Annotated in this window: 21 protein-coding genes and 1 riboswitch; of the genes, 11 read left to right on the top strand and 10 right to left on the bottom strand. The window is 62.6% G+C overall.

Features of this window, described 5'->3' with window-relative positions:
• Positions 1–120: 120 nt before the first annotated feature.
• The 4 genes from ABIC16_RS19985 to ABIC16_RS20000 form a co-directional block, all read right to left on the bottom strand.
• On the bottom strand, positions 121–723 hold the full coding sequence (locus ABIC16_RS19985) for a hypothetical protein (protein ID WP_354292622.1): 603 nt from the start codon (positions 721–723) through the stop codon (positions 121–123).
• Entirely contained in the window at positions 696–1,538 is an 843-nt protein-coding gene (locus ABIC16_RS19990; RefSeq protein WP_354292624.1) for an Abi family protein, read from the bottom strand. Before ABIC16_RS19990 ends, ABIC16_RS19985 begins: the two co-directional genes overlap by 28 nt.
• Before the next feature lie 779 nt (positions 1,539–2,317).
• Positions 2,318–2,881, bottom strand: coding sequence for a recombinase family protein (locus ABIC16_RS19995; RefSeq protein WP_354292626.1), 564 nt, complete (start codon positions 2,879–2,881; stop codon positions 2,318–2,320).
• A 156-nt stretch (positions 2,882–3,037) separates the two neighbouring features.
• On the bottom strand, positions 3,038–3,472 hold the full coding sequence (locus tag ABIC16_RS20000) for a pyridoxamine 5'-phosphate oxidase family protein (protein WP_354292627.1): 435 nt from the start codon (positions 3,470–3,472) through the stop codon (positions 3,038–3,040).
• Between the two features lie 363 nt (positions 3,473–3,835).
• Here ABIC16_RS20000 and ABIC16_RS20005 point away from each other — a divergent pair, with 363 nt between their 5' ends.
• Positions 3,836–4,087 carry a DUF6894 family protein gene (locus tag ABIC16_RS20005; protein ID WP_354292629.1) on the top strand — a complete coding sequence of 84 codons (252 nt, stop codon included), beginning with the start codon at positions 3,836–3,838 and terminating at the stop codon, positions 4,085–4,087.
• Positions 4,088–4,239: 152 nt separating this feature from the next.
• On the opposite strand, the gene ABIC16_RS20010 is transcribed toward ABIC16_RS20005, so the two are convergent.
• Together ABIC16_RS20010 and ABIC16_RS20015 are read right to left on the bottom strand one after the other, a co-directional pair.
• Positions 4,240–6,300 (bottom strand): putative bifunctional diguanylate cyclase/phosphodiesterase, encoded by a 2,061-nt coding sequence (locus ABIC16_RS20010; protein ID WP_354292631.1) that lies wholly within the window; start codon positions 6,298–6,300, stop codon positions 4,240–4,242.
• Positions 6,297–6,806: a GAF domain-containing protein gene (locus ABIC16_RS20015; protein WP_354292633.1), complete on the bottom strand. Its 510-nt coding sequence runs from the start codon at positions 6,804–6,806 to the stop codon at positions 6,297–6,299. The genes ABIC16_RS20010 and ABIC16_RS20015 overlap by 4 nt, the downstream gene beginning before the upstream one ends.
• A 135-nt stretch (positions 6,807–6,941) precedes the next feature.
• Here ABIC16_RS20015 and ABIC16_RS20020 point away from each other — a divergent pair, with 135 nt between their 5' ends.
• Both ABIC16_RS20020 and ABIC16_RS20025 read left to right on the top strand, forming a co-directional pair.
• Complete coding sequence (locus tag ABIC16_RS20020; protein WP_354292635.1) at positions 6,942–8,438, top strand: ATPase domain-containing protein; 1,497 nt, start codon at positions 6,942–6,944, stop codon at positions 8,436–8,438.
• On the top strand, positions 8,428–10,482 hold the full coding sequence (locus tag ABIC16_RS20025; RefSeq protein ID WP_354292637.1) for an ATP-binding protein: 2,055 nt from the start codon (positions 8,428–8,430) through the stop codon (positions 10,480–10,482). The genes ABIC16_RS20020 and ABIC16_RS20025 overlap by 11 nt, the downstream gene beginning before the upstream one ends.
• 565 nt (positions 10,483–11,047) lie before the next feature.
• Here the strand turns inward: ABIC16_RS20025 and ABIC16_RS20030 are convergent.
• The gene (locus ABIC16_RS20030; RefSeq protein WP_354292639.1) at positions 11,048–11,287 is read right to left on the bottom strand and encodes a putative PII-like signaling protein; all 240 of its coding nucleotides are present in this window, start codon (positions 11,285–11,287) and stop codon (positions 11,048–11,050) included.
• A gap of 25 nt (positions 11,288–11,312) precedes the next feature.
• Positions 11,313–12,671 (bottom strand): voltage-gated chloride channel family protein, encoded by a 1,359-nt coding sequence (locus ABIC16_RS20035; protein WP_041394249.1) that lies wholly within the window; start codon positions 12,669–12,671, stop codon positions 11,313–11,315.
• A gap of 23 nt (positions 12,672–12,694) precedes the next feature.
• Positions 12,695–12,771, bottom strand: a riboswitch (Fluoride riboswitch).
• A 167-nt stretch (positions 12,772–12,938) separates the two neighbouring features.
• On the opposite strand from ABIC16_RS20035, the gene ABIC16_RS20040 reads away from it, so the two are divergent.
• The 4 genes from ABIC16_RS20040 to ABIC16_RS20055 are packed head-to-tail and all read left to right on the top strand — an operon-like array spanning position 12,939 to position 16,023.
• A complete protein-coding gene (locus tag ABIC16_RS20040; RefSeq protein WP_354292641.1) occupies positions 12,939–13,304 on the top strand; it encodes a DUF305 domain-containing protein in 366 nt (121 codons plus the stop codon).
• A gap of 1 nt (position 13,305) precedes the next feature.
• Positions 13,306–14,745: a YncE family protein gene (locus ABIC16_RS20045; RefSeq protein ID WP_041394247.1), complete on the top strand. Its 1,440-nt coding sequence runs from the start codon at positions 13,306–13,308 to the stop codon at positions 14,743–14,745.
• Position 14,746: 1 nt separating this feature from the next.
• A complete protein-coding gene (locus ABIC16_RS20050) occupies positions 14,747–15,256 on the top strand; it encodes an RNA polymerase sigma factor (protein WP_041394245.1) in 510 nt (169 codons plus the stop codon).
• Complete coding sequence (locus ABIC16_RS20055) at positions 15,253–16,023, top strand: anti-sigma factor family protein (RefSeq protein WP_052075881.1); 771 nt, start codon at positions 15,253–15,255, stop codon at positions 16,021–16,023. Before ABIC16_RS20050 ends, ABIC16_RS20055 begins: the two co-directional genes overlap by 4 nt.
• A gap of 50 nt (positions 16,024–16,073) precedes the next feature.
• Here ABIC16_RS20055 and ABIC16_RS20060 read toward each other — a convergent pair whose 3' ends face one another.
• Positions 16,074–16,586, bottom strand: coding sequence for an MgtC/SapB family protein (locus ABIC16_RS20060; RefSeq protein WP_052075880.1), 513 nt, complete (start codon positions 16,584–16,586; stop codon positions 16,074–16,076).
• On the bottom strand, positions 16,583–17,641 hold the full coding sequence (locus tag ABIC16_RS20065; RefSeq protein WP_354292644.1) for a sulfite oxidase: 1,059 nt from the start codon (positions 17,639–17,641) through the stop codon (positions 16,583–16,585). The genes ABIC16_RS20060 and ABIC16_RS20065 overlap by 4 nt, the downstream gene beginning before the upstream one ends.
• Positions 17,642–17,796: 155 nt before the next feature.
• Here ABIC16_RS20065 and ABIC16_RS20070 point away from each other — a divergent pair, with 155 nt between their 5' ends.
• From ABIC16_RS20070 to ABIC16_RS20085, 4 genes are all read left to right on the top strand, one after another.
• Positions 17,797–18,669 (top strand): LysR family transcriptional regulator, encoded by an 873-nt coding sequence (locus ABIC16_RS20070; RefSeq protein WP_041394299.1) that lies wholly within the window; start codon positions 17,797–17,799, stop codon positions 18,667–18,669.
• Entirely contained in the window at positions 18,666–19,817 is a 1,152-nt protein-coding gene (locus ABIC16_RS20075; protein WP_041394297.1) for a TDT family transporter, read from the top strand. The genes ABIC16_RS20070 and ABIC16_RS20075 overlap by 4 nt, the downstream gene beginning before the upstream one ends.
• A gap of 89 nt (positions 19,818–19,906) precedes the next feature.
• Complete coding sequence (locus ABIC16_RS20080) at positions 19,907–21,142, top strand: molybdopterin-dependent oxidoreductase (RefSeq protein WP_041394295.1); 1,236 nt, start codon at positions 19,907–19,909, stop codon at positions 21,140–21,142.
• A gap of 12 nt (positions 21,143–21,154) precedes the next feature.
• A complete protein-coding gene (locus ABIC16_RS20085) occupies positions 21,155–21,637 on the top strand; it encodes a c-type cytochrome (protein WP_041394294.1) in 483 nt (160 codons plus the stop codon).
• The last annotated feature ends 61 nt before the right edge of the window (positions 21,638–21,698 follow it).

Below are 21,698 nucleotides of genomic sequence, written 5' to 3' on the forward strand. Positions count from 1 at the left end.
ATTTGGCTGTCATGTTGCAGGTGCCGCCCGAGCCCCCACCATCGAAACATCAGCCAAAAGCCGCCCACGGATTGACGGCTCGGTCGCCTCCTCAGCTCACAACACGCGGTTCCGAGACCGTCATGAACGAACGGCCGGAAGTGGGAGGCCGTAAAGCGCGCTTGAACGTCCATTTGTGTCGAACTCGGCCTCGAACATGTGGACGAGCGGTTCGGAGGCATGGCCGGATCGGAGCAGGAAGTTCAACGGGTGGTCGGGCTCGCCCCAAAGCGGCTCAGCCGATCCCGTCATGGCTGCGATGTCGAGCTTAAGCGCGACCTTTGGCATGCCTCTCCTTGCCAAGGCGATCTTGGGCGTGGGCATGCCGCTCGCGACCAGAATACGGTTCACGGCCTCAACAAGCGGCCAGAATGCTGTCTTGTGCTCGTGTTTCCATGGCCGCAACCTGTCGGCACCAGCGTATCGCCGTGCCTTTAGAGCCTGAATCAAGGCGGTCGCCGCTTCCTCCTCAGCCGTGATCGCGCGAAACATAGACATTTCGTCGTCGACACCGTGTAGCCTCCAAGCCTTGCGGAGGTGGACGAACGCGCTGCGCGAGCAATGACGGACGCGCCCTGTCAGCCGGTTTCCGGCGTCCTCAACGCCAAGCAGCCATTCCGCGAACGGGAACTCGGTCGCGCGCTCGGTCCCGTCGGTTAAAGCCACAAGGGTCTGGCGCTCCAATCTTGAGGAAATCCCATGGCGCTCAGCTCCCCGGTAGGATGTTGGGCGAGCAGTGCCGTCAGCTCGTCCCGCCATGCCGATGCCGGAGCGACCTGCCTCAACAGGTAAACGATCAGGACCAAAGCGTTGTAGAGCTGCGCAGGAGCATGGGCTGCGGGCGGTTCAAGCGTGCTGACGAGGGCGACCGGCTTGAAGGGCACCCGCATGCGCAGCAAAAAACCGCGGTTCCAGAGCCGGGCATGATGCGCGCAGCTGTTTCGGATAGTTGAAAGATGCTTCAGGAGCGGCACCAGCACCGCCTCGTGAAGGCCGAGGGGCTTGGCTATGGCGTTGCGCAGCGCCCGATCGTCGAGCAGCGCATACCAGCGTGAGAGCTGCCCGAACGACATCATCTCCGCTACCATCCACACCGGCGGCATTGCCGGCGTGTTATAGGTCCGGCGATAATGATCGATGTACGTCTCGGGCGAGCTTGCCACGTCGTTGGCGAGGCGGGTTAGGTTGTCCTGGTACCTACCCGGATGAGAGTAGAGTGCTACATCCAGATAGCCGTGAGGTCCAAACCGCTGGGCCAGCTCGGAGGCCCAGCTTCCCCGCACAGCGACTTCTATCCGCTCGATTGCATCGAGCACTAGAAGCCGAAGGCGGCGGTCAAAATCGTATAGAGCGGTGACGGTGTCGAAGCTCGTGCCCGGTAAGAAGCGAGGGCTGGGATTGCCCTTGGGATGTTCGAAGGGCAGCCAGTAGGCGCTCAGGCGGTAATAGCTGACATGGCGTAACCAGTGCTCGGCCCGCGCCATATCTGGGATTGCCATGCCTTCAGCCTGGAGATGTTGAAGCTGCTGCGCGATCGTTGTCGCGGGTTTTTTGAAAGGGCGTGGCACCCATCCTGCTTAGCAGGGTAAAAAAAGACCCGCCAAGTGTGCATGTCCTTGCGGGCAGAGGCCTGGCGGGTTCGATTGCCCCCGAGATATGAGCGAAAACCCAACAAAGCAATAAGGATCAGCGGATTTCCGGGCCCCTTTGCGGCAGCTACGATCTGGCTGTTCGTTACCGGATCCAAGCGTAGAGCGGTGGGCTACCGTCGAGCATGCTAATTGGCGTGGGCGTGATCCAGTCGCCTCCCAACGTGGGGTATGGACCGTAGAACAGATCGCCGAGCGCGCGCCGGTAGTGCGCGTTCATCCAACGCCTGCGTCGATGCTCTGGGCCGTCGTGGAGCATGTGGCAGCGCTGGCAAAGAGCCGCTAGCTGATAGAGTGCGCTGTCGCTGGGGTCATGGTTGAAGTGAGCGCAGGCCAACACCACAGGCGTCCAGGCACCGTGCGTCAGGATGTTCTCTGTTGGTCGCCGCACACGCCGGCCTTGCCCGTTGCGCCAGCAATGCCGTTTCCGGTCCCACCATCGCCCGTCGCGTAGATGGAATACCCTTTGCCCGTGGGGGCGCCCACAATGCTCGCAGCAGCCCCCGGCCCGCACAAAGCGCACGTGATGCGAGAGCTGCGGCCAGTCGATCGGGTACAGGAACACGTGCTCGGGCCGGATTGGCATTAGGCCTCCCGTTCCGCTGCATCGCGTTGCAGAACGCCTTGCATTATGCGGTCAGTGCTGCGGCGGTTAGCGCCCGGTAAAGCGTCGCATGGTGGCATTTGAGCAGCTTGGCAGCTTCCCGCACGGACGTGCCCTCTCTTACCAGCCGCTCACCTAGCGCGATCTGGTCGGGGGTGAGTTTGGGCGGGCGCCCGAAGCGTACACCCCTCGCCTTGGCAGCTACCCGCCCGCTGCTGGTGCGTTGGTGAATCAAATCGCGCTCGAACTCGGCAATGCCGGCGAACACGGTCAGCACCATGCGACCCGCTGGCGAGGTCGTATCTGCCCAGGGCTCAGCCAGCGAGCGCAAGCCAGCGCCGGCCTCTTTCAGCTTCTCGGCAATATCCAGCAGGTCGCGGGTGGAACGTGCCAGTCGGTCGAGCCGCGTCACCACCACCGTGTCATCGTCGCGCAGCTGCTCGATTATCTTGGCCAGCTCGGGGCGGTCACGCTTTGCGCCCGAGATCTTTTCCTCGAAAGTCCGCTTGCATCCGGCCTCTTTCAACGCGGCACGTTGCAGGCGGAGATCCTGGTCATCGGTGGACACACGGGCGTAGCCAATCAGCATGTCGCATAACTGTATCGGAACAAAAATATTATGCAATAGACTTTTGCGACATTGGTGCACGAGTAAGGAGGAGCGTTTGGAACTCTGTCGCGAAACTTAGGACTTCCGCGACAACGCCGCGGAAGTCCTGTGTGGTACAGGCTTCAGGTGCCTCGCTTAAATGGTGATCTCGCCCTCATCGCTACCATCCCAGTAGCGGATCGCCTTTGCATCGATACGGATCATCACGACACCGGGTGTGTCGATGCCCTCGGGAAAGTACCGATCGAGATCCTTGGTCCAATGATCGGCGAACGCGGCTTTGTCCTCGATCAGCGCAGCGGTGCCTTCGACAGTTACAAACAGCGGGGGACCGCCAAGCATACCGACTGCACCGGTATAGCTAAGCGTGACGTGCGGATCGGCGCGCAGGTCGGCAATTTTTCGCGAGTTTTGGTAGGCGAAAAAGTAGCTGTCGCCTCGATATTCGACATCGCCGTTGTTGCTCATTGGGCGGGCTGTCAAGGTGCCGTTGGGTGAGCGAGTGGCCATCATCGTGAAGTCCAACTTTGCCATCTTTTTTGACAGGTCGTGTAGGCTGAGGTCCGACATTGTGTTGCTCCTTCAACGTGGGCCCATGAAGTATGCCCGAGCGGTTGCAACGAACGTAACGACATATCGGTCGCGCGAGCCAATGCGACCACCGGCACACGTCGCCAGAACTCGATACTTTTATGACTTTGCCGCTTTCCCGTTTCTCCGTCATCGTTCAGCTGTTTTGGGAAAAGCCAATCGGGCACAGGTTTTGGGAAATGGCCAGGCTGATGCAGTAGCTCGGCCCCCATGCCCGTTCGCCTGTCCCAATCGCGGTTCCTTTCGGGAGCGCCGACTCAGCCACCAGTTTGCAAGGACTAAGCGAAGTGCTTTGTCTGCTAGCTTACAGAAACTGCCGGCCATTTTGCGGGTTGATGGAAGGTGGCAATATTCTTTACTCATATCATGACAGCAAACGGCGTGATTGCCGATCCTGAAGGGCAGCACTTTAACACGCTGGAGGATGCATGTACGGCGACCGAAGTATCAGCAAGGCATCTTATCGCTGATGCAATACGGAACGGTGGGGCCCACGTTGCTCTAGAATTCCAAATTGAAGACGAGTGCGGGGTCCGGCTCGCCACCGTGCCTGTTGATGCCAAAATCATAGGCGGCAGCTGCATCAGCAACTAAGTAAGCCGGTGCTGCTAAATCATCCTTTTGAAAGGCCCCGGCCTTCTCGATCGCCGGTCCTTTGTGGGTAGATCCCGTGCCTTGGTCCCGCCCCTATCCGGGCGATGACTTAAGGCTGCCAGCCACGATAGCTATCCTCGAAATACCGACGGCTATGCGACGAGACTGACCTCTGAACCTCGGAAATTTGCATGTTTGACCACCAAGCGCACTTGATCGGCGTCTACAAGATCGCGCGATGGTCGACCGATCAAATAGCCCTGGATTGCCGAACATCCCTCGCGTGCCGCAATCCGCAATTGTCCGGGCTCCTCAATCCCTTCCGCGAGCACGGGAATGTGCAACGTCGTTCCCAACGCCACAATCGAGCGCAGAAGCGCGACGGCTTGTTCGTCGCGTTCAATCTCGTCGACGAAGGACTTGTCGAGCTTGATCCTGTCGAACGAAAATGATCGCAGCACGTCGAGCGAGGAGTATCCGACGCCAAAGTCGTCCAGGGCCAAGCCAATGCCCATCGCCTTGAGTTCACGCAACTGATCGAGCGCGTAACGGCGGTCGCGGATGATCGCGCTTTCAGTCAATTCCAGTGCCAGCCGTTCCGCTGGCAGGCCGCTATCATCGAGCGCGCGGCGAACGGTTCCGACCAACCCAGGATCGGACAGGTGCAATGGCGACAGGTTGACCGCGATCACGTGCCGGTTCGGCCAAAGCGCGGCCTCGAAGCAGGCCTGGGCGATGATCCAGTTGCTCAGCGGAATGATCGCGCCGATTTCCTCAGCGAGCGGGATGAAAATTACAGGAGAAATCAGTCCGCGGGACGGATGCCGCCATCGCACCAGCACCTCGTAGCCGCTGATCTCCCCAGTCGTGACCGAAGCCTGAACCTGATAGTGCAGCTCGAAGTCACCCTTGGCGACGGCGTTGCGAAGCTCGTTGGCCAATTCGCGCCGATCCCGCGCGGCTTCATCCATAGTAGGGTCGTAAAAGCATGGGGTAGCCGAATGCGCGCCTTTGGCGCGGTACATCGCGAGGTCGGCTCGGGCGAGGAGCGTGTCGGCGTCGGTGCCATCCTGCGGTGCCAAGGCGATACCGATGTTGGCACCGACTGAGGCGGAAAATCTCTCAAAGGTGAATGGTTCGGTGAAGACCTTGCCGACACGTTCCAGAAAGCTGTCGACCTCGGCCTGCTCCGTATAGGAAACGAGCGCTGCGAACTCATCGCCGCCAAGCCTTGCAATGCATTCGCCAGGAAGAAGCGCATCGCTCATACGTGCGGCAAGCGCCATCAGGAGCTGATCCCCGGCTTGGTGACCGTAGGTGTCGTTGACGTTCTTGAAGCGCGACAGATCGAGCATGACGACCGCAAGGTGGGGTGTTCCACCCTTTCGCTCCCGCCGGATCGCCAGTTCTTCGTTGAAGCACAAACGGTTTGGCAGGTCGGTCAGGCCATCATGAAGCGCCATGCGCCGCATCCGCCGATAGGCTTCGCTCTGCGTTTCGCCATCGATAAGCGCACTGACCGCAGCGCAGCCGATGAACAGCAGCCCGGCACAGGCCGTGCCGAGGGCGAGCTGGGTCATTGTGGCATCGGAGAGCCCAAGTTCCGGTCTCAGAACCAGAACGCTGATCCTCATCGCCGCCATGCCGGTGAAGTGCAGCGCCGCGACCGCAAGCCCGAGCAGCAGTCCTCCGATGACACGGCGGGCGGTGCGGTTGCTGCGGAAAACGTGAAAGGCTGCGGCAGAGAGCACCGACGACAACAGGACAGACGCAACCACATAGAACCATCGCCATTCGACGATACCGTCGATCCGGTAAGCCATCATCCCGACATAGTGCATGGTAGAAATGGCGACGCCGACGATAGCACCACCGATGAGCACGAACGAACGCGAGCGTCGTGCCGCCAAGGCCAATCCCGGTGCCGCAAGCAGGATTGCAATACCGAGCGAACCGAGAGTGAGGACCGGATCGAGCCTGACCGGCACGCCAGCCTGAAACCCCATCATCGCGACGAAATGCGTGCACCAGACCATCGTGCCTGTACCCACCGAACACAGTGCGATCCATCCGGCGCGGCTTTTCCCGCGCGATGCGAGAATACGCCCGAAGAGCTGTCCGGTCGCGGCAGAGCCGATCAGAGCGACAATGATCGCCACCGCCACAAGGCGGAGATCATGCTCCTGCACGATGCAAGTGATAACTTCCATCATGCGGCCAGACTACCCTTGATATGAGCATTCCGTTCGATTGCCTGAGTCGCCTGTCGCGCCAGACCGGTCAAATACGCTTTCTGATCCCGGGAAGCAGGTCCGCGCGGTTGTGTGTCCAGCACGCACAAAGCTCCAATGTCAGTACCGTCTATGAGCGTCAGGGGTGCTCCGATGTAGTAGCGGATGTGTGGCTTACCGGTGACAATCAGCAGCGTGGCAAACAGCGGATCGGCGTCCGCGTCACAGACTTCAAGCAGTTCCTTACGATCAACGGCATGCGTGCAAAATCCGTTTTCACGAGGCGCGCATTGCATATCAAGGCCTGTCGAGGCCTTTACCCACAAGGTGTCGTCGTGGAGAAGCGTCAGAAGCGAGATTGGCGCATCGAAGGCAATGGCTGCCTTGTGGACGAAGCTGTTAAAGCCTGGCTCGGCAAGATTGTCCAGGGCACCAGTTCTTTGTACGGCTCGTGACCGATTACGCTCCCGTAACATTTTCCAGAACATCGATACCCACCACGCAACTTTGGATTTTCCCTCATATTTCGAAATAGCTTACGAAAGGTTTGCACCGCTGCGGACCGTTTCTCTGCACGCGAGAAGCGGCTAAGCACCGGCCATAGCGCGAACAACGGGCAAGATATGAGCCAGGCACCAACAATCTCGACCGGTAATACCGGTCTCGATACGATCCTGACCGGCGGTCTGCCGGCCAACCGTCTTTACCTGCTTGAAGGCACACCGGGGTCCGGCAAGACGACGCTCGCGCTCCAGTTCCTGCGCGAAGGCGTGCGGCAGGGCGAAAAGGCGCTGTACATCACCCTGTCGGAAACCCGCGAAGAGCTGGCCGTGGTCGCATCCTCGCACGGCTGGAGCATCGACGATTTTGACGTGTTCGAGTTCAGCGCTGCCTCGGAAATTCTGGGCGGCGGGAGCGAGCAGTCGGTGCTTCACCCCTGGGAGATGGAGCTGAGCGAGACCGTCCAGCTTATTCAGGCCGAGGTCGAGCGCGTGCAACCACGGCGGGTGGTGTTCGACAGCCTGTCGGAGATGCGGCTGCTGGCACAGGATCCGCTGCGTTATCGCCGCCAAGTGCTGGCGCTGAAGCAATTCTTCGCCGGCCGTGATGCTACGGTAATACTCGTCGATGACATGACCGGTAGCGCAACGGGCCACGACAATCACCTTCACAGTCTTGCTCACGGTGTCATCACGTTGGAGCGCCTGACCCTGGACTTCGGCGCGGCCCGGCGAAGGCTCCAGGTACAAAAGCTGCGCGGCGTCGATTTCATCGCCGGTTATCATGATATGACGATCCGCAAGGGGGGCCTCGACATCTACCCACGCCTTATTGCGGCAACCCATCATGCCGAGTTCAGCGGCGAGGTGACGCCGAGCGGTGTGGTCGAGCTCGACAATCTGCTCGGCGGTGGCCCTATGCGCGGCACCAGCGTCCTGGTGACGGGACCGGCGGGTTCCGGGAAGACGACGATCTCGCTGCAATATATCGATGCCGCGTGTCGGCGTGGTGAGAAGTGCACGATCTACGAATTCGATGAGCGGGTGGGCACGCTGATGGCGCGGGCACGCGCTTTCAATCTCGGTTTGCAGAACCATGTCGATAACGGCTGCCTTGTTATCGAGCAGATCGATCCAGCCGAGCTGTCGCCGGGTGAGTTCGCCTCGCGAGTGGTGAGTGAGGTTGAGAACCGCGGCGCCAACATGATCGTCATCGACAGTCTCAACGGGTATATGGCCGCAATGCCGCAGGAGCAGCAGCTCATTTTGCAGATGCATGAGATGCTGTCGTTTTTGAGCCAGAAGGGTGTCGTCACCTTCCTCATCAACCCGCAGCATGGGTTGGTGGGTACGATGGCAACCAACCTCAACATATCCTACGTCGCTGACACGGTGCTGCTGCTGCGCTTTTTTGAAGCCGAAGGTCGCATCCGCAAGGCGATATCGGTCATCAAGAACCGTGGTGGCATGCATGAGGATACCATTCGCGAACTGCGCATCGACCAGCAGGGCGTGCGCGTCGGTGAGGCGCTGTCCGCGTTCAAAGGCGTACTCACCGGCACGCCGGAATACCTCGGCGCCCAGACACCCTTGATGGAAGATCGCTTCGGTGGATCATAAGACGGCGTCGGAAGGTCACCGCGTTCTCGTCTGCGCACCATTTGGCCGGGACGCGCCAAGCATCAAGGCGCTACTCGACGCCGAGGGCTATGATGTCGCGATATGTCCTGATTTGGGTGCTGTTGCAGAACATCTCGACTGGCGTATCGGCGTTCTCCTCCTCACCGAAGAGGCGTTAAAGCAGGGCAATGAGAGCCTGCGCCAGGCATTCCAACAGCAGCCGGCCTGGTCTGACATTCCGACTGTCCTGCTCGCTGCCCAGCGTACCAATCACGCTGCGCGTCCGAGACCAATGCCGACTGGTCGGCCCGACAACAGCATCGTGTTGGAACGGCCGCTGGGAAAGGCATCCCTGGTCAGTGCTGTCGCCTCCGCCATGCGGTCGCGTCAGAAGCAGTTCGCCATGCGCGATCGGCAGACCGAACTTGCCGAGAGTGAAAGCCGACTGCGGCTGGCGACCGATGCGGCCGATGTCGGCACCTGGGATCACGATCCGCGTGACGGGACGATCCGGTGGGATGCGCGCTGCAAGGCGTTGTTCGGCATGCCGGCGGATACGGTCGTCGATAACGCGTTGTTCCTCGCGCATATTCACGACGGCGATCGGGCGAATGTCGAGGCGGCCTTGAACGGAGCTGTCGATCCCGCTGGCGATGGCGGCTATGACATCGAGTACCGCACGATCGGAATGACCGATGGCGTCACGCGTTGGGTTGGCGCGCGCGGTGGCAGCTTCTTTGCTGACGGCCAGGCGATCCGCTTCATCGGTACGATCATCGACATCACTGCGCGCAAGGAAACCGAGGACGCGCTCGATCGGCTTAACCGCACGCTGGAGGACAAGGTCGCCGAACGCACGGCCGATCTCGAAGCGGAAATGGCGACGAGGGCGCGTGCCGAGGATGCGCTGCGACAAAGCCAGAAGATGGAGGCTGTAGGACAGCTCACCGGCGGGATCGCTCACGACTTCAACAACATGTTGACCGGTGTCATCGGCGGTCTCGACATCATCAAGCGTCGGATCGCGTCTGGTCGGCTTGATGACTTGGACCGGTTCATGGATGCGGCGTCGGCGTCGGCACAGCGCGCTGCAGCACTGACCCAGCGACTGCTCGCCTTCTCACGGCGGCAATCGCTCGATAGCCATCCGGTCGATGTAAATGCGCTCACGCAATCGCTGGAGGATCTGCTTCGCCGGACGATCCGGGAGAACATCGCTCTTGCCATCGTCTCCAACGAGCAGGTCGGTTTTGCCGTCACCGATGCCAACCAGCTTGAGAATGCGATTTTGAACCTAGTCATCAACGCGCGCGACGCAATGCCCGATGGCGGACAGCTCACGATTGAAACATCGCTCGTCGAGCTCGATGAGGCCTATGCGACCGCCAAGCCCGAGGTTGCGGCCGGGCGATACGTCATGGTTGCTGTGTCCGACACCGGCGTTGGTATGTCGCCTGATCTCGTTGCCAAGGTGTTCGATCCGTTCTTCACCACCAAGCCGATCGGCCAGGGGACCGGCCTCGGCCTGTCGATGGTCTATGGTTTTGCCCGGCAATCGGGTGGGCAGGTTCGCATCCATAGCCGTCCAGGTGAGGGAACCTCCGTCAAGCTCTACCTGCCGGCCGGCGAAGCGCCGGAAGGTAGCGATACGCTGGCTGCGTTGCGGGTTCAGGAAGGTGAAGGTCAGACGGTTTTGCTGGTCGAGGACGATGACTCTGTCCGTGTCCTCATCCACGAAGTGCTGAGCGAGCTGGCCTACCGCACGATCCTTGCCAAAGACGCCAACGAGGCGATCCCGGTACTTGCGTCTGACCGCACAATCGACCTTCTGGTATCGGACGTTGGTCTGCCGGGTATGAATGGTCGGCAGCTAGCTGAGATCGCGCGTACCCACAGGCCCGAACTGCCGGTGCTCTTTGTGACCGGCTATGCCGAAAACGCCGCCATCCGCGCCGGTTTCCTGGGCACCAACATGGACATGATAACCAAGCCATTTGCCCTTGATGCGCTGGGAGCGAAGATAACCGCGATGCTTGGCGGATAGGTCCATTGCAAGCGGTGTCGGCGGTTCCTCAGTTATCTTTCAACGGATTTTAAACGACAACTGACGCTCCCAAAATGTCCATCCGACAGTTAGGCAAAGCCGCTGTTTTCTCTCTTCTCGTTCCCTTTTGGGAAAGGTGTCGGGGTGCAAGCGCAGCGGTGTCGCAAAAGACGGGATATACGCGACGTCCGAAACTTAGGACATGCGCGACATCCTTGCCGGATGCCTATTTAGAAATTGGGCATAGTTCCGTCGCCAAAACCGGTCAGCTAAGGATTCCCGTTTTCCCGTGTCGTTTAGGCCATTTCGAGAAAATCGATTTGGGAACAGATTTCGAGAAAACGGCACCCAACACCAGTGCTTTTCAGGGGGCATTGAGTTGGGGATTCCCAATCGACCTTCCTTTACGGGAACGCCAATCAGGCTCTGGTTAGCTCAGTTTTGCGCGTGATAGTCCAATGCTCCAGTCGTTTGTAGACGATCACCTTGTCGCCGAGCAGATCTCCATGCCGGCGACAGAAAAGGTCGAGCTGATCGTGATCGCCGACCAGTTCGACACAGATCGTCAGATGCGGATCGGCAATTTCCGAGCCGTTCTTCCCCGGATCGATTCGTGATTGCTGAAGCCGTAATGGGTATTTTGCGCGACGGCGTTGATGATGCAGTCCGCCTTCGCGGTGCGAATCAGCTCACGATAGAGCGGCTTTGCCCCCCAGAAGCGACGCGGGCCGATCTTGTCGGACGGTTTTAGATAGATGCGCAGCATCCCGACTTCGCGGTGATGGACATTGAAACGGTTGGGCATGACGGGCTTTCGACAGGAAACAGGATCAGGCGCGCGTGCGCCGGCGAGAAGCGCGGTGCGTGCGGGCATCGCGCAGGGTCGCGTCGGGTGTGAGGTGTGCGGCAGGTACCTTTGGTACAGCGACGCGCTGCGACAGGTAGATGCCGTTGTGGCCTGAGCAGAGGTAGGCGACGAAGCACGCGACTGCGATCGGCACGGCATAGGTCGCGCCAAACAATTCGATCCCCATGAAGGTGCAGGCAAGCGGCGTGTTGGCTGCACCCGCGAACAGCGCGACGAAGCCGATCGCCGCGAACACCCCCGTCGGCACTCCAAATACGGGCGCGAGCGCATTGCCGAGCGCCGCGCCGATGAAGAACAGCGGGGTCACCTCCCCGCCTTTGAAGCCGGCACTTAGGGTGACGACGGTGAAAAGCAGCTTCAGCGCCCAGCTCCACGGGTACGTATTGGAGCCGAAGAAGCTGGCAATGGTCAGGCCACCCGGCGTTGCCGCCAGCGTGCCTAGGCCGAGATAATCTTGCGTGCCAAATAGCCAGACCAGCGCGATCACGGCCAAACCACCGATAACGGGTCGTAGTGGGCCATAGGGTATCACGCGCTTCAGCCATCCGCCGAGCGCATGGTTGGCCTCTGCAAAGGCCAGCCCGACCAATCCGAATACGACGCCCGCGAGGCTGGCTTTTGAGACGAGCGACGCGTCGACCGGCACCATCGCATCGACATGGTAGGCGCCGTGATGAATGCCCCAGGAAAGACAGGTCCAGTCACCCACCAGTGCCGCGACCAAGCATGGTACTAGCGCACGATACTCGACCCGGCCGATCGCCAGGACCTCCAGCGCGAAGACCGCGCCCGCGATCGGCGTCCCGAAGACCGCGCCAAAGCCCGCCGCGATTCCGGTCATCAGCAGGATGCGTGTCGCTTCCGCATCCAGCTTGAGTGCGCGGCCGAAGCCGCTGGAAAGGCTGCCGCCCAATTGCACGGCGGTGCCTTCACGCCCCGCCGATCCCCCGAACAGGTGCGTCACGACCGTGCCGAAGAAGATGAGCGGGGCCATGCGCAGCGGCACACCGCCCCCCGGTTCATGGATTTGCTCGACGATGAGGTTGTTACCGCCTTCGACCGAGCGCCCTGTCAGATGGTAGAGCAGTCCGACCATGAACCCGCCGATCGGCAGCAGGTAGAGCAGCCAGGGAAAGGCAAAGCGAAGCCGGGTCACGGCATCGAGGCTCCACAAGAAGGCCGCGCAGAGCGTTCCCACCGTTGCGGCCATCGGGACCAGGATCAAAGCCCACCGCAGCACCGACATGGCATGGGTGCGGCGATCGCGAATGAACGCTGCCATGTTGAACTGGTCGTAGAGATTGCGAAATGTCGCGCGCACGATTCCTCCTTGCTGCCTTGCGGCGCTTGGTAGGAATCATCGGCCCTTGCGAGGGCGGTTCGGCCGAATGGCCCGGCGGAAATCCATCGCCGTGCCCGAGCATATGATGTCCGACGGCGACCTGGTCAACCAACCGCAGGGTTGCGAAGGGACCATATGTCTTGGTGAAGATCGATAAAATGACTGCACCCATGGAATAAACCCCGACGGGCGTCGTCTACGCTTTCGAGACTGATGCGCCGGAGGCTTATGCGTAGACGAAATTGGATGCTGGGTCTGACTGCTTCGGCCATGCTCACCGGCGCAGTCGCGGCCGCCCCCGCCGATGGCTACGCCAGCATGGTATCTGCCGCGATGGACCGGATGATGGCGGGCATGATGGTCAAGCCGTCCGGCGACGTCGACCGCGACTTCGTCGCAATGATGCTTCCGCATCACCAGGGCGCCATTGATATGGCGGTGGCAGAGCTGCGCTACGGCCATAACGAGCAGCTCAAGCGCATTGCGCAGGAGATCATCATCGATCAGCAGCAGGAGATCGCCGCCATGAAGTTGGCGATCGGTCAGCCGCTACCCCCTTCGACGCCAGCCTCGACGCAGGGCGGCGACCACCACAGCCATATGGAGCACTGACATGATCCCGACCTTCCTGCGCTCGGCCGCCTTGCTGATGAGCGCCGCACCGGGCATTGCCATGGCCCAGCAGGCGCCGTGGAACGCCAAGGACGTGCCTGTCAGCCACCGCGACCGCGTCTATGCATCCGAACAATTCTCCAACACGGTGTCGGTGACGGACCCGGCCGACAACAGGTTGCTCGGCGTCATCAAGCTCGGCGATCCGCAGCCGATGAATTTTTCCCCGCTCTACAAGGGGCAGGTGCTGGTTCACGGCCTCGGCTTCTCGCCGGACGGGAAAACACTGGCGGTCGTGTCGATCGGATCCAACGCCGTGTCGTGGATCGACACCGCCACCAACACCGTCAAGCACACGACCTATGTCGGGCGCAGCCCGCATGAGGCGTTCTTCACGCCGGACGGCAAGGAGGTGTGGGTTACGGTACGCGGCGAGGATTACATCGCCGTGCTCGACCCCACGACGTACAAGGAGACCGGTCGCATCAAGACGCCCGGTGGTCCGGGCATGACGATCTTCTCTCCCGATGGCCGATACGGCTATGTCTGTTCCTCGTTCAATCCGGTGCTGGCCGTGTTCGATGTCTCGACCCACGCGCAGGTCGGACAGGTGGCGCAGCCGAGTCCGTTCTGTCCTAACATCGCCGCGACGCCGGACGGCAAGCAGGTGTGGTTCACGCTGAAGGACATCGGCAAGACGGTCGCATTCGATGCCAGGCCGCCTTTCGCGATCCTCAAGGTGCTGGATACCGGACCGATCACCAATCACGTCAACTTCGCCCGCACGGTCAGGGGACAGTTCGCCTATGTCACGGTGGGCGGGGAAAACGCGGTGAAGGTGTTCCGCACGTCCGACTTCGCGCTTGTCGCTACCATCCCGGTCGGCAAGATGCCGCACGGCGTCTGGCCATCGGGCGACGGCCGGCGCATCTATGTCGGGCTGGAGAATGCCGATGAACTTGCCGCGATCGACACCGCCGGCAACAAGGTCGTTGCCACCGTGCCGGTCGGACAGGCACCGCAGGCGATCGCCTATGTGCCGAACGCTATTCCGACAGGCCCCGGCACCGACAATCTCCAACCGCTCGGTACGGCAGGCAAGGCGGTGCATCTGAACATGGGGCCAGTTGGAGGCAATGGTGCGGCAAGCAGCATTACCCTCTTCGACCAGGGCATCATTCAGGTCGTGCAGAGTGCCGTTACCGGTTTGCAGCCCAAGAAGCCTTATATGCTCGTGCTCACCGCCAACGCGGACGGCAGCGGTGCGGTAGAGCCGCTTGCGAACTTCATGAGCAATCCGGCAGGTGCGGCGATCGTCAACGCATCGGGTCCGATCCGGCAGATCGTTCAGGGCAGTGCAGCGGCCCCCCGGCGCTTTCTGGCGGTCGCCGAGGTAGTGAATGGCGCACCGGGCCGCATCGTGCAGGTGCAGCGCGACTGAGATGGACCCGCTTGCCGCCGCGATCGAGCCCCTGGTCCCCGGTCTGCGCCGTTATGCCCGGTCGTGGTTGCGCGATCGGGCGATGGCGGATGACGTGGTGCAGGATTGCCTTGAGCGCGCGGTCGGGCGCTGGCGGCAACGACGCGGGACGGAGGTTCGCCCCTGGATCTATGCGATCCTGCACAATCTGTTGGTCGACCATCAGCGGCAGCATAGCCGGCGAGGTACGGCGGTTCCGCTCCACCTCGTGGACGACGCTGCGCTCGGCCACCCGGCCGATCAGGACGCAGGCCTGCACCACCGAGACCTGTTGCGCGCACTTGATGCGTTGCCCGAGGAGCAGCGGACGGTGCTGCTCCTCATTTCCGTCGAAGGTCTGTCATATGGGGAAGTCGCTGCCGTCGTCGGCGTGCCGCTGGGAACGGTGATGTCGCGCATATCGCGGGGGCGCGACCGTCTGGCGACGCTCCTCCAGGAGGATGAACGGCCACGATTAAGGAGTATTCGATGACCAGCCCGATCGGAGAAGACGATCTGGCCGCGTGGATCGATGGCAGGCTGTCGCCCGAGCGGCAGCGTCTGGTCGACGCTTACCTTGAAGGCCAGCCGGACGTGCATGCCCGTTTGCGGGAGCAGGCGGAGCAGGCGCGAGCCCTTGCGTCCCTGTTCGCTCCCATCGCGGAGGAACCGATCCCGGCGACGATGCGCGTCGCAGCCATCAGGGGACGGCAACGCCAACCGCCTTGGCAACTCGCCATCGCCGCGTCGCTTCTGCTGGCGGTCGGATTTGGCGGTGGTTGGTCGAGCGCGCGGTGGAGCGGCGAACCCCACGCGGGCATCGCGGCGCTGGCCAATGAGGCGAGCGACAATTTCCGTGTCTATGCCGCCGACCGGATCCGACCGGCGGAAATCGGCCCCGACCAGCGCGCCATGCTGATCCGGTGGACCTCCAGCCGATTGGGTGAGCGCGTGACCATCCCGGACCTTAGCACAGCGGGTTACCGCTATGGCGGGGGGCGATTGGTCGCGACGCCCCACGGCCCTGCGGCGCTGCTCCTCTATGATGGACCGCAAGCGTCGAAGCTCGCGGTGCTGACGAGGCCCATGCAAATCGACAAGAGCGCAAGCATGACCAGCACGTCCAGCGGGACCATGGGCCGGGTCACATGGGCGGTCGACGGGATCGGCTATAGTGTGGTGGGGGAGCGCCCCGCTGCCGAGCTGCATCCGATCGCCAACGAGGTCCGGCGCCAGGCCGATGCGGCGCTTGTGTCCTGATAGCGCGTGGCCGGTTCTCAGCGCGACAGGCACTGGGCGGACCAGCGGGATCACGGCTTGCGCTCGGCATCCTTCCGGTCGGCCTCTGCCGGAGTCAGCCTGGCCCGCTCGCGAATGCGACGTTCGAGCGGAGCGCCGACGAACAGTACGAGCATCGCAAGGCTCAACCCGCCGATGATGAGCGGCCACACCGCCAACCCTGCTGCCGCGCCGATCGTGGCTGTCACCCAGATGCACGCGGCGGTCGCCAGTCCATGCACTTCCTGACCTTGGCCGACCCGCAGCACCGCACCGGCACCGATGAAACCGACGCCAGACAAAATGCCCTGCATCGCCCGCCCTGCGGCATCGGCGTTCACATTCGGCAAGCCACTGTGCACGATCGCCTGCACGGCGATGCAGCTCGCCAGACCGACGAGGCCCAGCGTCCGCAAGCCCATGATCTGCCGGTTCTCGCGCGAGCGTTCCCAGCCGAGCACCATCCCAGCCGCGGTCGCCACCACCAGCCGCCCGATCGCGTCGATCCAAAAGCCGAGGTCCGATGCCGCTGATGCTTCGATCATTCGACCAGCACGTGCACATGATGCCAGGCGGTGCACAGATAGCCGGCGAAGTTCCACATCGTATCCGGCCGCTCGGGCTGACCCTGTCCAGTCTCGTCGAAGGCGCGCACGACAAGGTGCTGGCGCCCCTTGACGAGCGTGGCGTCGAGGGTCCAGCGCCGCCAACCCCAGTGCGCCTCCGGATCATCGGTGAACGTCGCCTGTTGCCAGTCGCGACCACCGTTTATCGACACTTCGACCCGAGAGACGCGGCGATCATAGGCGATGGCATAGCCCTCGATCCGCACCTCCCCGGCCGGCAGGCTTTCGCCAGAGCCGGGCACGCAGATCGCGGCGTTGAGCGGCATGGCATTGATGGTCAGACCCTGGCTCCAGTCGACGGTGTCGCTCGTCACATCGGCAGGAAAGAGCTTGTAGTCGTGCGCCTGGATCGGTGCGTCGGATGGCGTGTCGCGCACCTCGATCCGTGTCAGCCATTTGGCGCTCCGCACCCCGGCATAGCCCGGCACCACCATGCGGAGCGGTGCGCCGTGTTCGGGCGTCAGCGGCTCGCCGTTCATCGCCCAGGCAATGAGGACGTCGGGTTGCCGCGCCTTGTCCATGGCGATCGAGACCCCGAACAATGCTTCCTCGCCTTCGACGTCCACCTCGTCCGCGCCGGTGAACGCCACAAACAGGTCGGACGCATCCGGCGCACCGACGGCATCCAGTAGGTCGGACAGTCGTACGCCGGTCCATTCCGCATTGCCGATCGCTCCCACGTCCCAGGGGTCGCCGGACGTTTTTGCGACCGGCTGGAGATCCGTGCGCCGGTTGCCGGCGCACTGGAGAACTGCCGTCACCGTCCGCGTGGCCAACGCGCTCTTCAATTCCTCCACCGAGAAGGAGCGTCTTTCCATGCTCATCCCGCTGACCTCGATCCGGTGATCGGCAGGCAGATCAGGCACCGCACCATGGCTGCGCACGTAGAACAGCGCCTGCGGCGTCAGGAACCGCTCGATCAGCGCGCCGGGCGTCGGCTCGGCGTTGTAGGGCTCGGATTTGCGCTCGATCATATCAGTCATGGACGAACCAACGCCGCAAGCGCGCGGATCGCTTCAAGTCTTCAAGACTATCGCAGACGAAGGATTACCGATCGTTCCGGTATCCAGATTGAAATAAACAGATCAAACGGTTGGTCGTATCGATCAGAGTGCGCGATATAAGCTGCATGACCTTGGAGCAGCTCAGAATCTTTGTCGGTGTCGCCGAGCGCGAACACGTCACCAAGGCAGCGGAGGCGCTGAACGTCACGCAGTCTGCTGCGTCCGGCGCGGTCGCGGCTCTGGAGGCGCGCTACGGGGTTCCTCTGTTTCACCGTGTCGGGCGTGGCATCCAGCTGACCGAAGCAGGCCGCGGCTTTCTGGAGGAAGCGCGCGCGGTGCTGGGGCGGGCAGCGCATGCCGAGACGATGCTGGCGGACTATGCCGGGCTTGCCCGTGGTTCGTTGCGGATCGTCGCAAGCCAGACGATCGCGAGCTACTGGTTGCCGGCAAAGCTCGCCGCCTTCCACGAACGCCACCCGCAGATCGCGGTCGAACTGGCGATCGACAACACCGAAGGTGCGGCAGCGCAGATCCTGAGCGGCGCGGCGGAGCTCGGTTTCGTCGAGGGCGAGGTGGACGAACCGGCGCTCGCCCTCTGGAATGTCGGGCGTGACCCGATGGTGCTGGTCGGCCGTGAGGACGCCGGGCGCGTCGACGAGGACTGGCTTCGCGCTGAACGCTGGATCGTCCGCGAGCAGGGTTCGGGCACGCGCTCGACCTTCGAGGACGTGCTGCGAACGCGCGGGTTTGATCCGGCCCAGCTGACGGTAGCGATGACGCTGCCGTCCAACGAGGCGGTGCGTACCGCGGTCGAGGCCGGTGCCGGCGTCGCCGTATTGTCGCGATTGGTCGTCGCTCGTGCGTTGAAGGCGGGCGATCTGGTCGAGCTGCCGCTGGGGCTGCCCGATCGCGCCTTCCACGCGCTGCGCCACAAGGAACGCTATCGCACCCGCGCGGCGGACGCGCTGACGGACCTTATCAAGGAGCAGGTCGCATGACTGCCAAAACACCTCCGGTCCTGACCGGCCTCAAGCCGCTCAGCCGGCTCGACCATCCGCGCGAGATGATCCGCCAGTTCACGCCCAACTGGTTCGCCGCGACCATGGGCACCGGCATCCTCGCTCTCGCGCTGCCGCAGGTGCCCGGCATCGGCCCCGCGCTCAAACCGATTGGCGAGGTGTTGTGGTTCTTCAACATCGCGCTCTTCATCCTGTTCGCCGGTCTCTATGGCGCGCGCTGGGCGATGTTCGGGCATGAGGCACGGCGCATCTTCGGCCACAACACCGTGTCGATGTTCATCGGGACCATTCCGATGGGCTTGGCGACGATCATCAACGGATGCCTCGCCTTCGGGATCGTGCGGTTCGGTAACGGCATCGTGCCGGTCGCACACGTCCTGTGGTGGATCGACGTCGCCATGTCGCTCGCCTGCGGCGTGTTGATCCCCTACCTGATGTTTACCCGCCACGAGCACAGCCTGGACGGCATGACCGCGGTATGGCTGCTGCCGGTCGTCGCAGCGGAAGTGGCGGGTGCCAGCGGCGGGCTGCTCGCGCCGCATCTGGTCGATCCCCACGCGCAGATCGTGACGCTCGCGACCTCGTATGTGCTGTGGGCCTATTCGGTGCCGGTCGCGTTTGGCATCCTCGCTATCCTGATCCTGCGCATGGCGCTCCACAAGCTCCCGCACGAGAGCATGGCGGCATCATCCTGGCTCGCGCTGGGGCCGATCGGCACCGGGGCGCTGGGTATGCTGGTGCTTGGGGCGGATGCGCCGGCGATCCTCGCGGCGCACGGGCTGGTCGATGTCGGTACCGTCGCGCAAGGGATCGGCGTCGTCGTCGGGCTCTGCCTGTGGGGTTTCGGCCTGTGGTGGCTGGCGCTCGCGACGCTCATCACCATCCGCTACTGGCGCGCCGGCGTCCCATTCAACCTTGGCTGGTGGGGCTATACCTTCCCGCTCGGCGTCTACACCGTCGCCACCTTCCGCCTCGGTACGACGCTGAACCTCGGCTTCTTCGGTATCGTCGGCACGGTGCTGACGATCGCGCTCGCGGCGATGTGGCTGCTGGTCGGTGCCAAGACGCTCGCCGGAGCATGGCGCGGCAACCTGTTCGTCTCGCCCTGCATCGCTACCCCGAACTGATCCACCCTGATGATCGGATCAGTCGGTCCGATCACTTGCAGAACGCCGCTTCGATCCGCCAGCGTGGCTGGCCACAGGAGAGCCTTGTCATGGACAATTTTGACGCCGCGCTGGCGAGTAAAACCAGCCGTCGCCGCTTTCTCAGGCGTACGGCGCTCGGCACCGCCGGCCTTGCCGCAGCACCTGCGCTGGCGCAGCAGCTCGTCGACCTGAAGCTGCCTGGCGGCAATGCCGAGCGGCCGATGACCAGCGCCTTTCCTGGCAAGGGCAGCATGATCCTTCAACGCATCCATCCTCCGCTGTTGGAGACGCCGATGGACGTGTTCGACAAGTCGGTGTTCACGCCCAACGACCAGTTCTTCGTTCGCTGGCACTGGGCCGACATTCCAACCTCGATCGACGTCGAGAGCTTCCGCCTCAACGTCTTCGGCCACGTCAACCGACCGCTGTCGATCAGCCTTGCCCAACTGCTGCGCCTGCCGCGGGTCGAGATGGCGGCGATCAACCAGTGTTCGGGCAACAGCCGTGGGCTGTTCCAGCCCCGGGTCGCCGGCGCGCAATGGGGCAACGGCGCGATGGGCAATGCCAAATGGCTCGGCGTGCGCCTGCGCGACGTGCTGAACCTCGCGGGGGTCAAGGCAGGCGCGGTACAGGTGCGCTTCGGCGCGCTCGATCAGCCGGTTGTGGCGGGCGCCCCTGACTTCGAGAAGGCGCTCGACATCGACCATGCCCGCGACGGCGAAGTGATGATCGCCTTCGGCATGAACGGCGAGCAGCTGCCGCTCCTCAACGGCTTTCCCTGCCGGCTGATCGTCCCGGGCTGGTATTCGACCTACTGGGTCAAGATGCTGAACGCGATCGAGGTGCTGCCCGGCCCTGACGACCAGTATTGGATGGCCAAGGCCTACAAGATACCGGCGACACCCGGCGCGAATGTCGCGCCCGGTGCCAAGGACTTCCCGACCGTGCCGATCAATCGCATGATCCCGCGCAGCTGGATGACCAGCCTGCCGGATGGCCAGGCGATCGCCTATGAAGCGTCCATCCCGGTTGGCGGGATCGCGATGGGCGGCGACTGCGGCGTCGCCAAGGTCGATGTCTCATCCGATGGTGGCCGCACCTGGTACAGGACGACGCTCGGAGCGGACGAGGGCAAGTATAGCTTCCGGCGCTGGGATGGTCGCGTGCCGCTTAGGCGCGGTCCCAACCCCATCATGGTGCGCTGCTGGAACGCCAACGGTGTCGCTCAGCCGATGAAGCCGATCTGGAACCCAGGCGGGTTCATGCGCGGCAATATCGAGACCACCACCATCATCGCGGCCTGAGGAGCGAGTAGCATGAAGACCCCGTCTCCCGGTATCATGGCCGCTGGCCTGATCGGCCTGACCGGCATTATCCTCGTCTCGATCGGGGCGCCGAGCAGCCGCAAGGCGCCTGCCCCGATCTCCGAGACATCCGAGCCGGCACCGCCCACCAGCGTCTCAGCCCGCGGCTTTTCGCTCGCCTCGACCAGCGTCGACCTGCCGGTCGACGAAGCGACCTATCCCGATGGTCCGCACGCCAACGTCATCAACGCCAACTGCACTTCGTGCCACTCGGCCAGCATGGCGCTGACCCAGCCATCGCTATCGGCGGATCAGTGGAAGGCGACCGTCACCAAGATGCGCAAGGTGTACAAGGCCCCGGTGGCCGAGAAGGACGTCGACGCGATCGTCGCCTATCTCATCGCTATGCCGAGCCAGAAGGCGGCACCCGCGACAGGCAAGGCGCAGGATCCCGACCCCAAGGCGGCTCCCGGTGTCTCAGGTGGAACAGGCTAACCGATCTACTTCCATAATCCCGAAATACCATCGTCTTAGAAAAGCCGTTGGGAGACGATCC

Source organism: Sphingomonas sp. PvP055, assembly GCF_040546365.1.
GTDB lineage: Bacteria > Pseudomonadota > Alphaproteobacteria > Sphingomonadales > Sphingomonadaceae > Sphingomonas > Sphingomonas echinoides_A.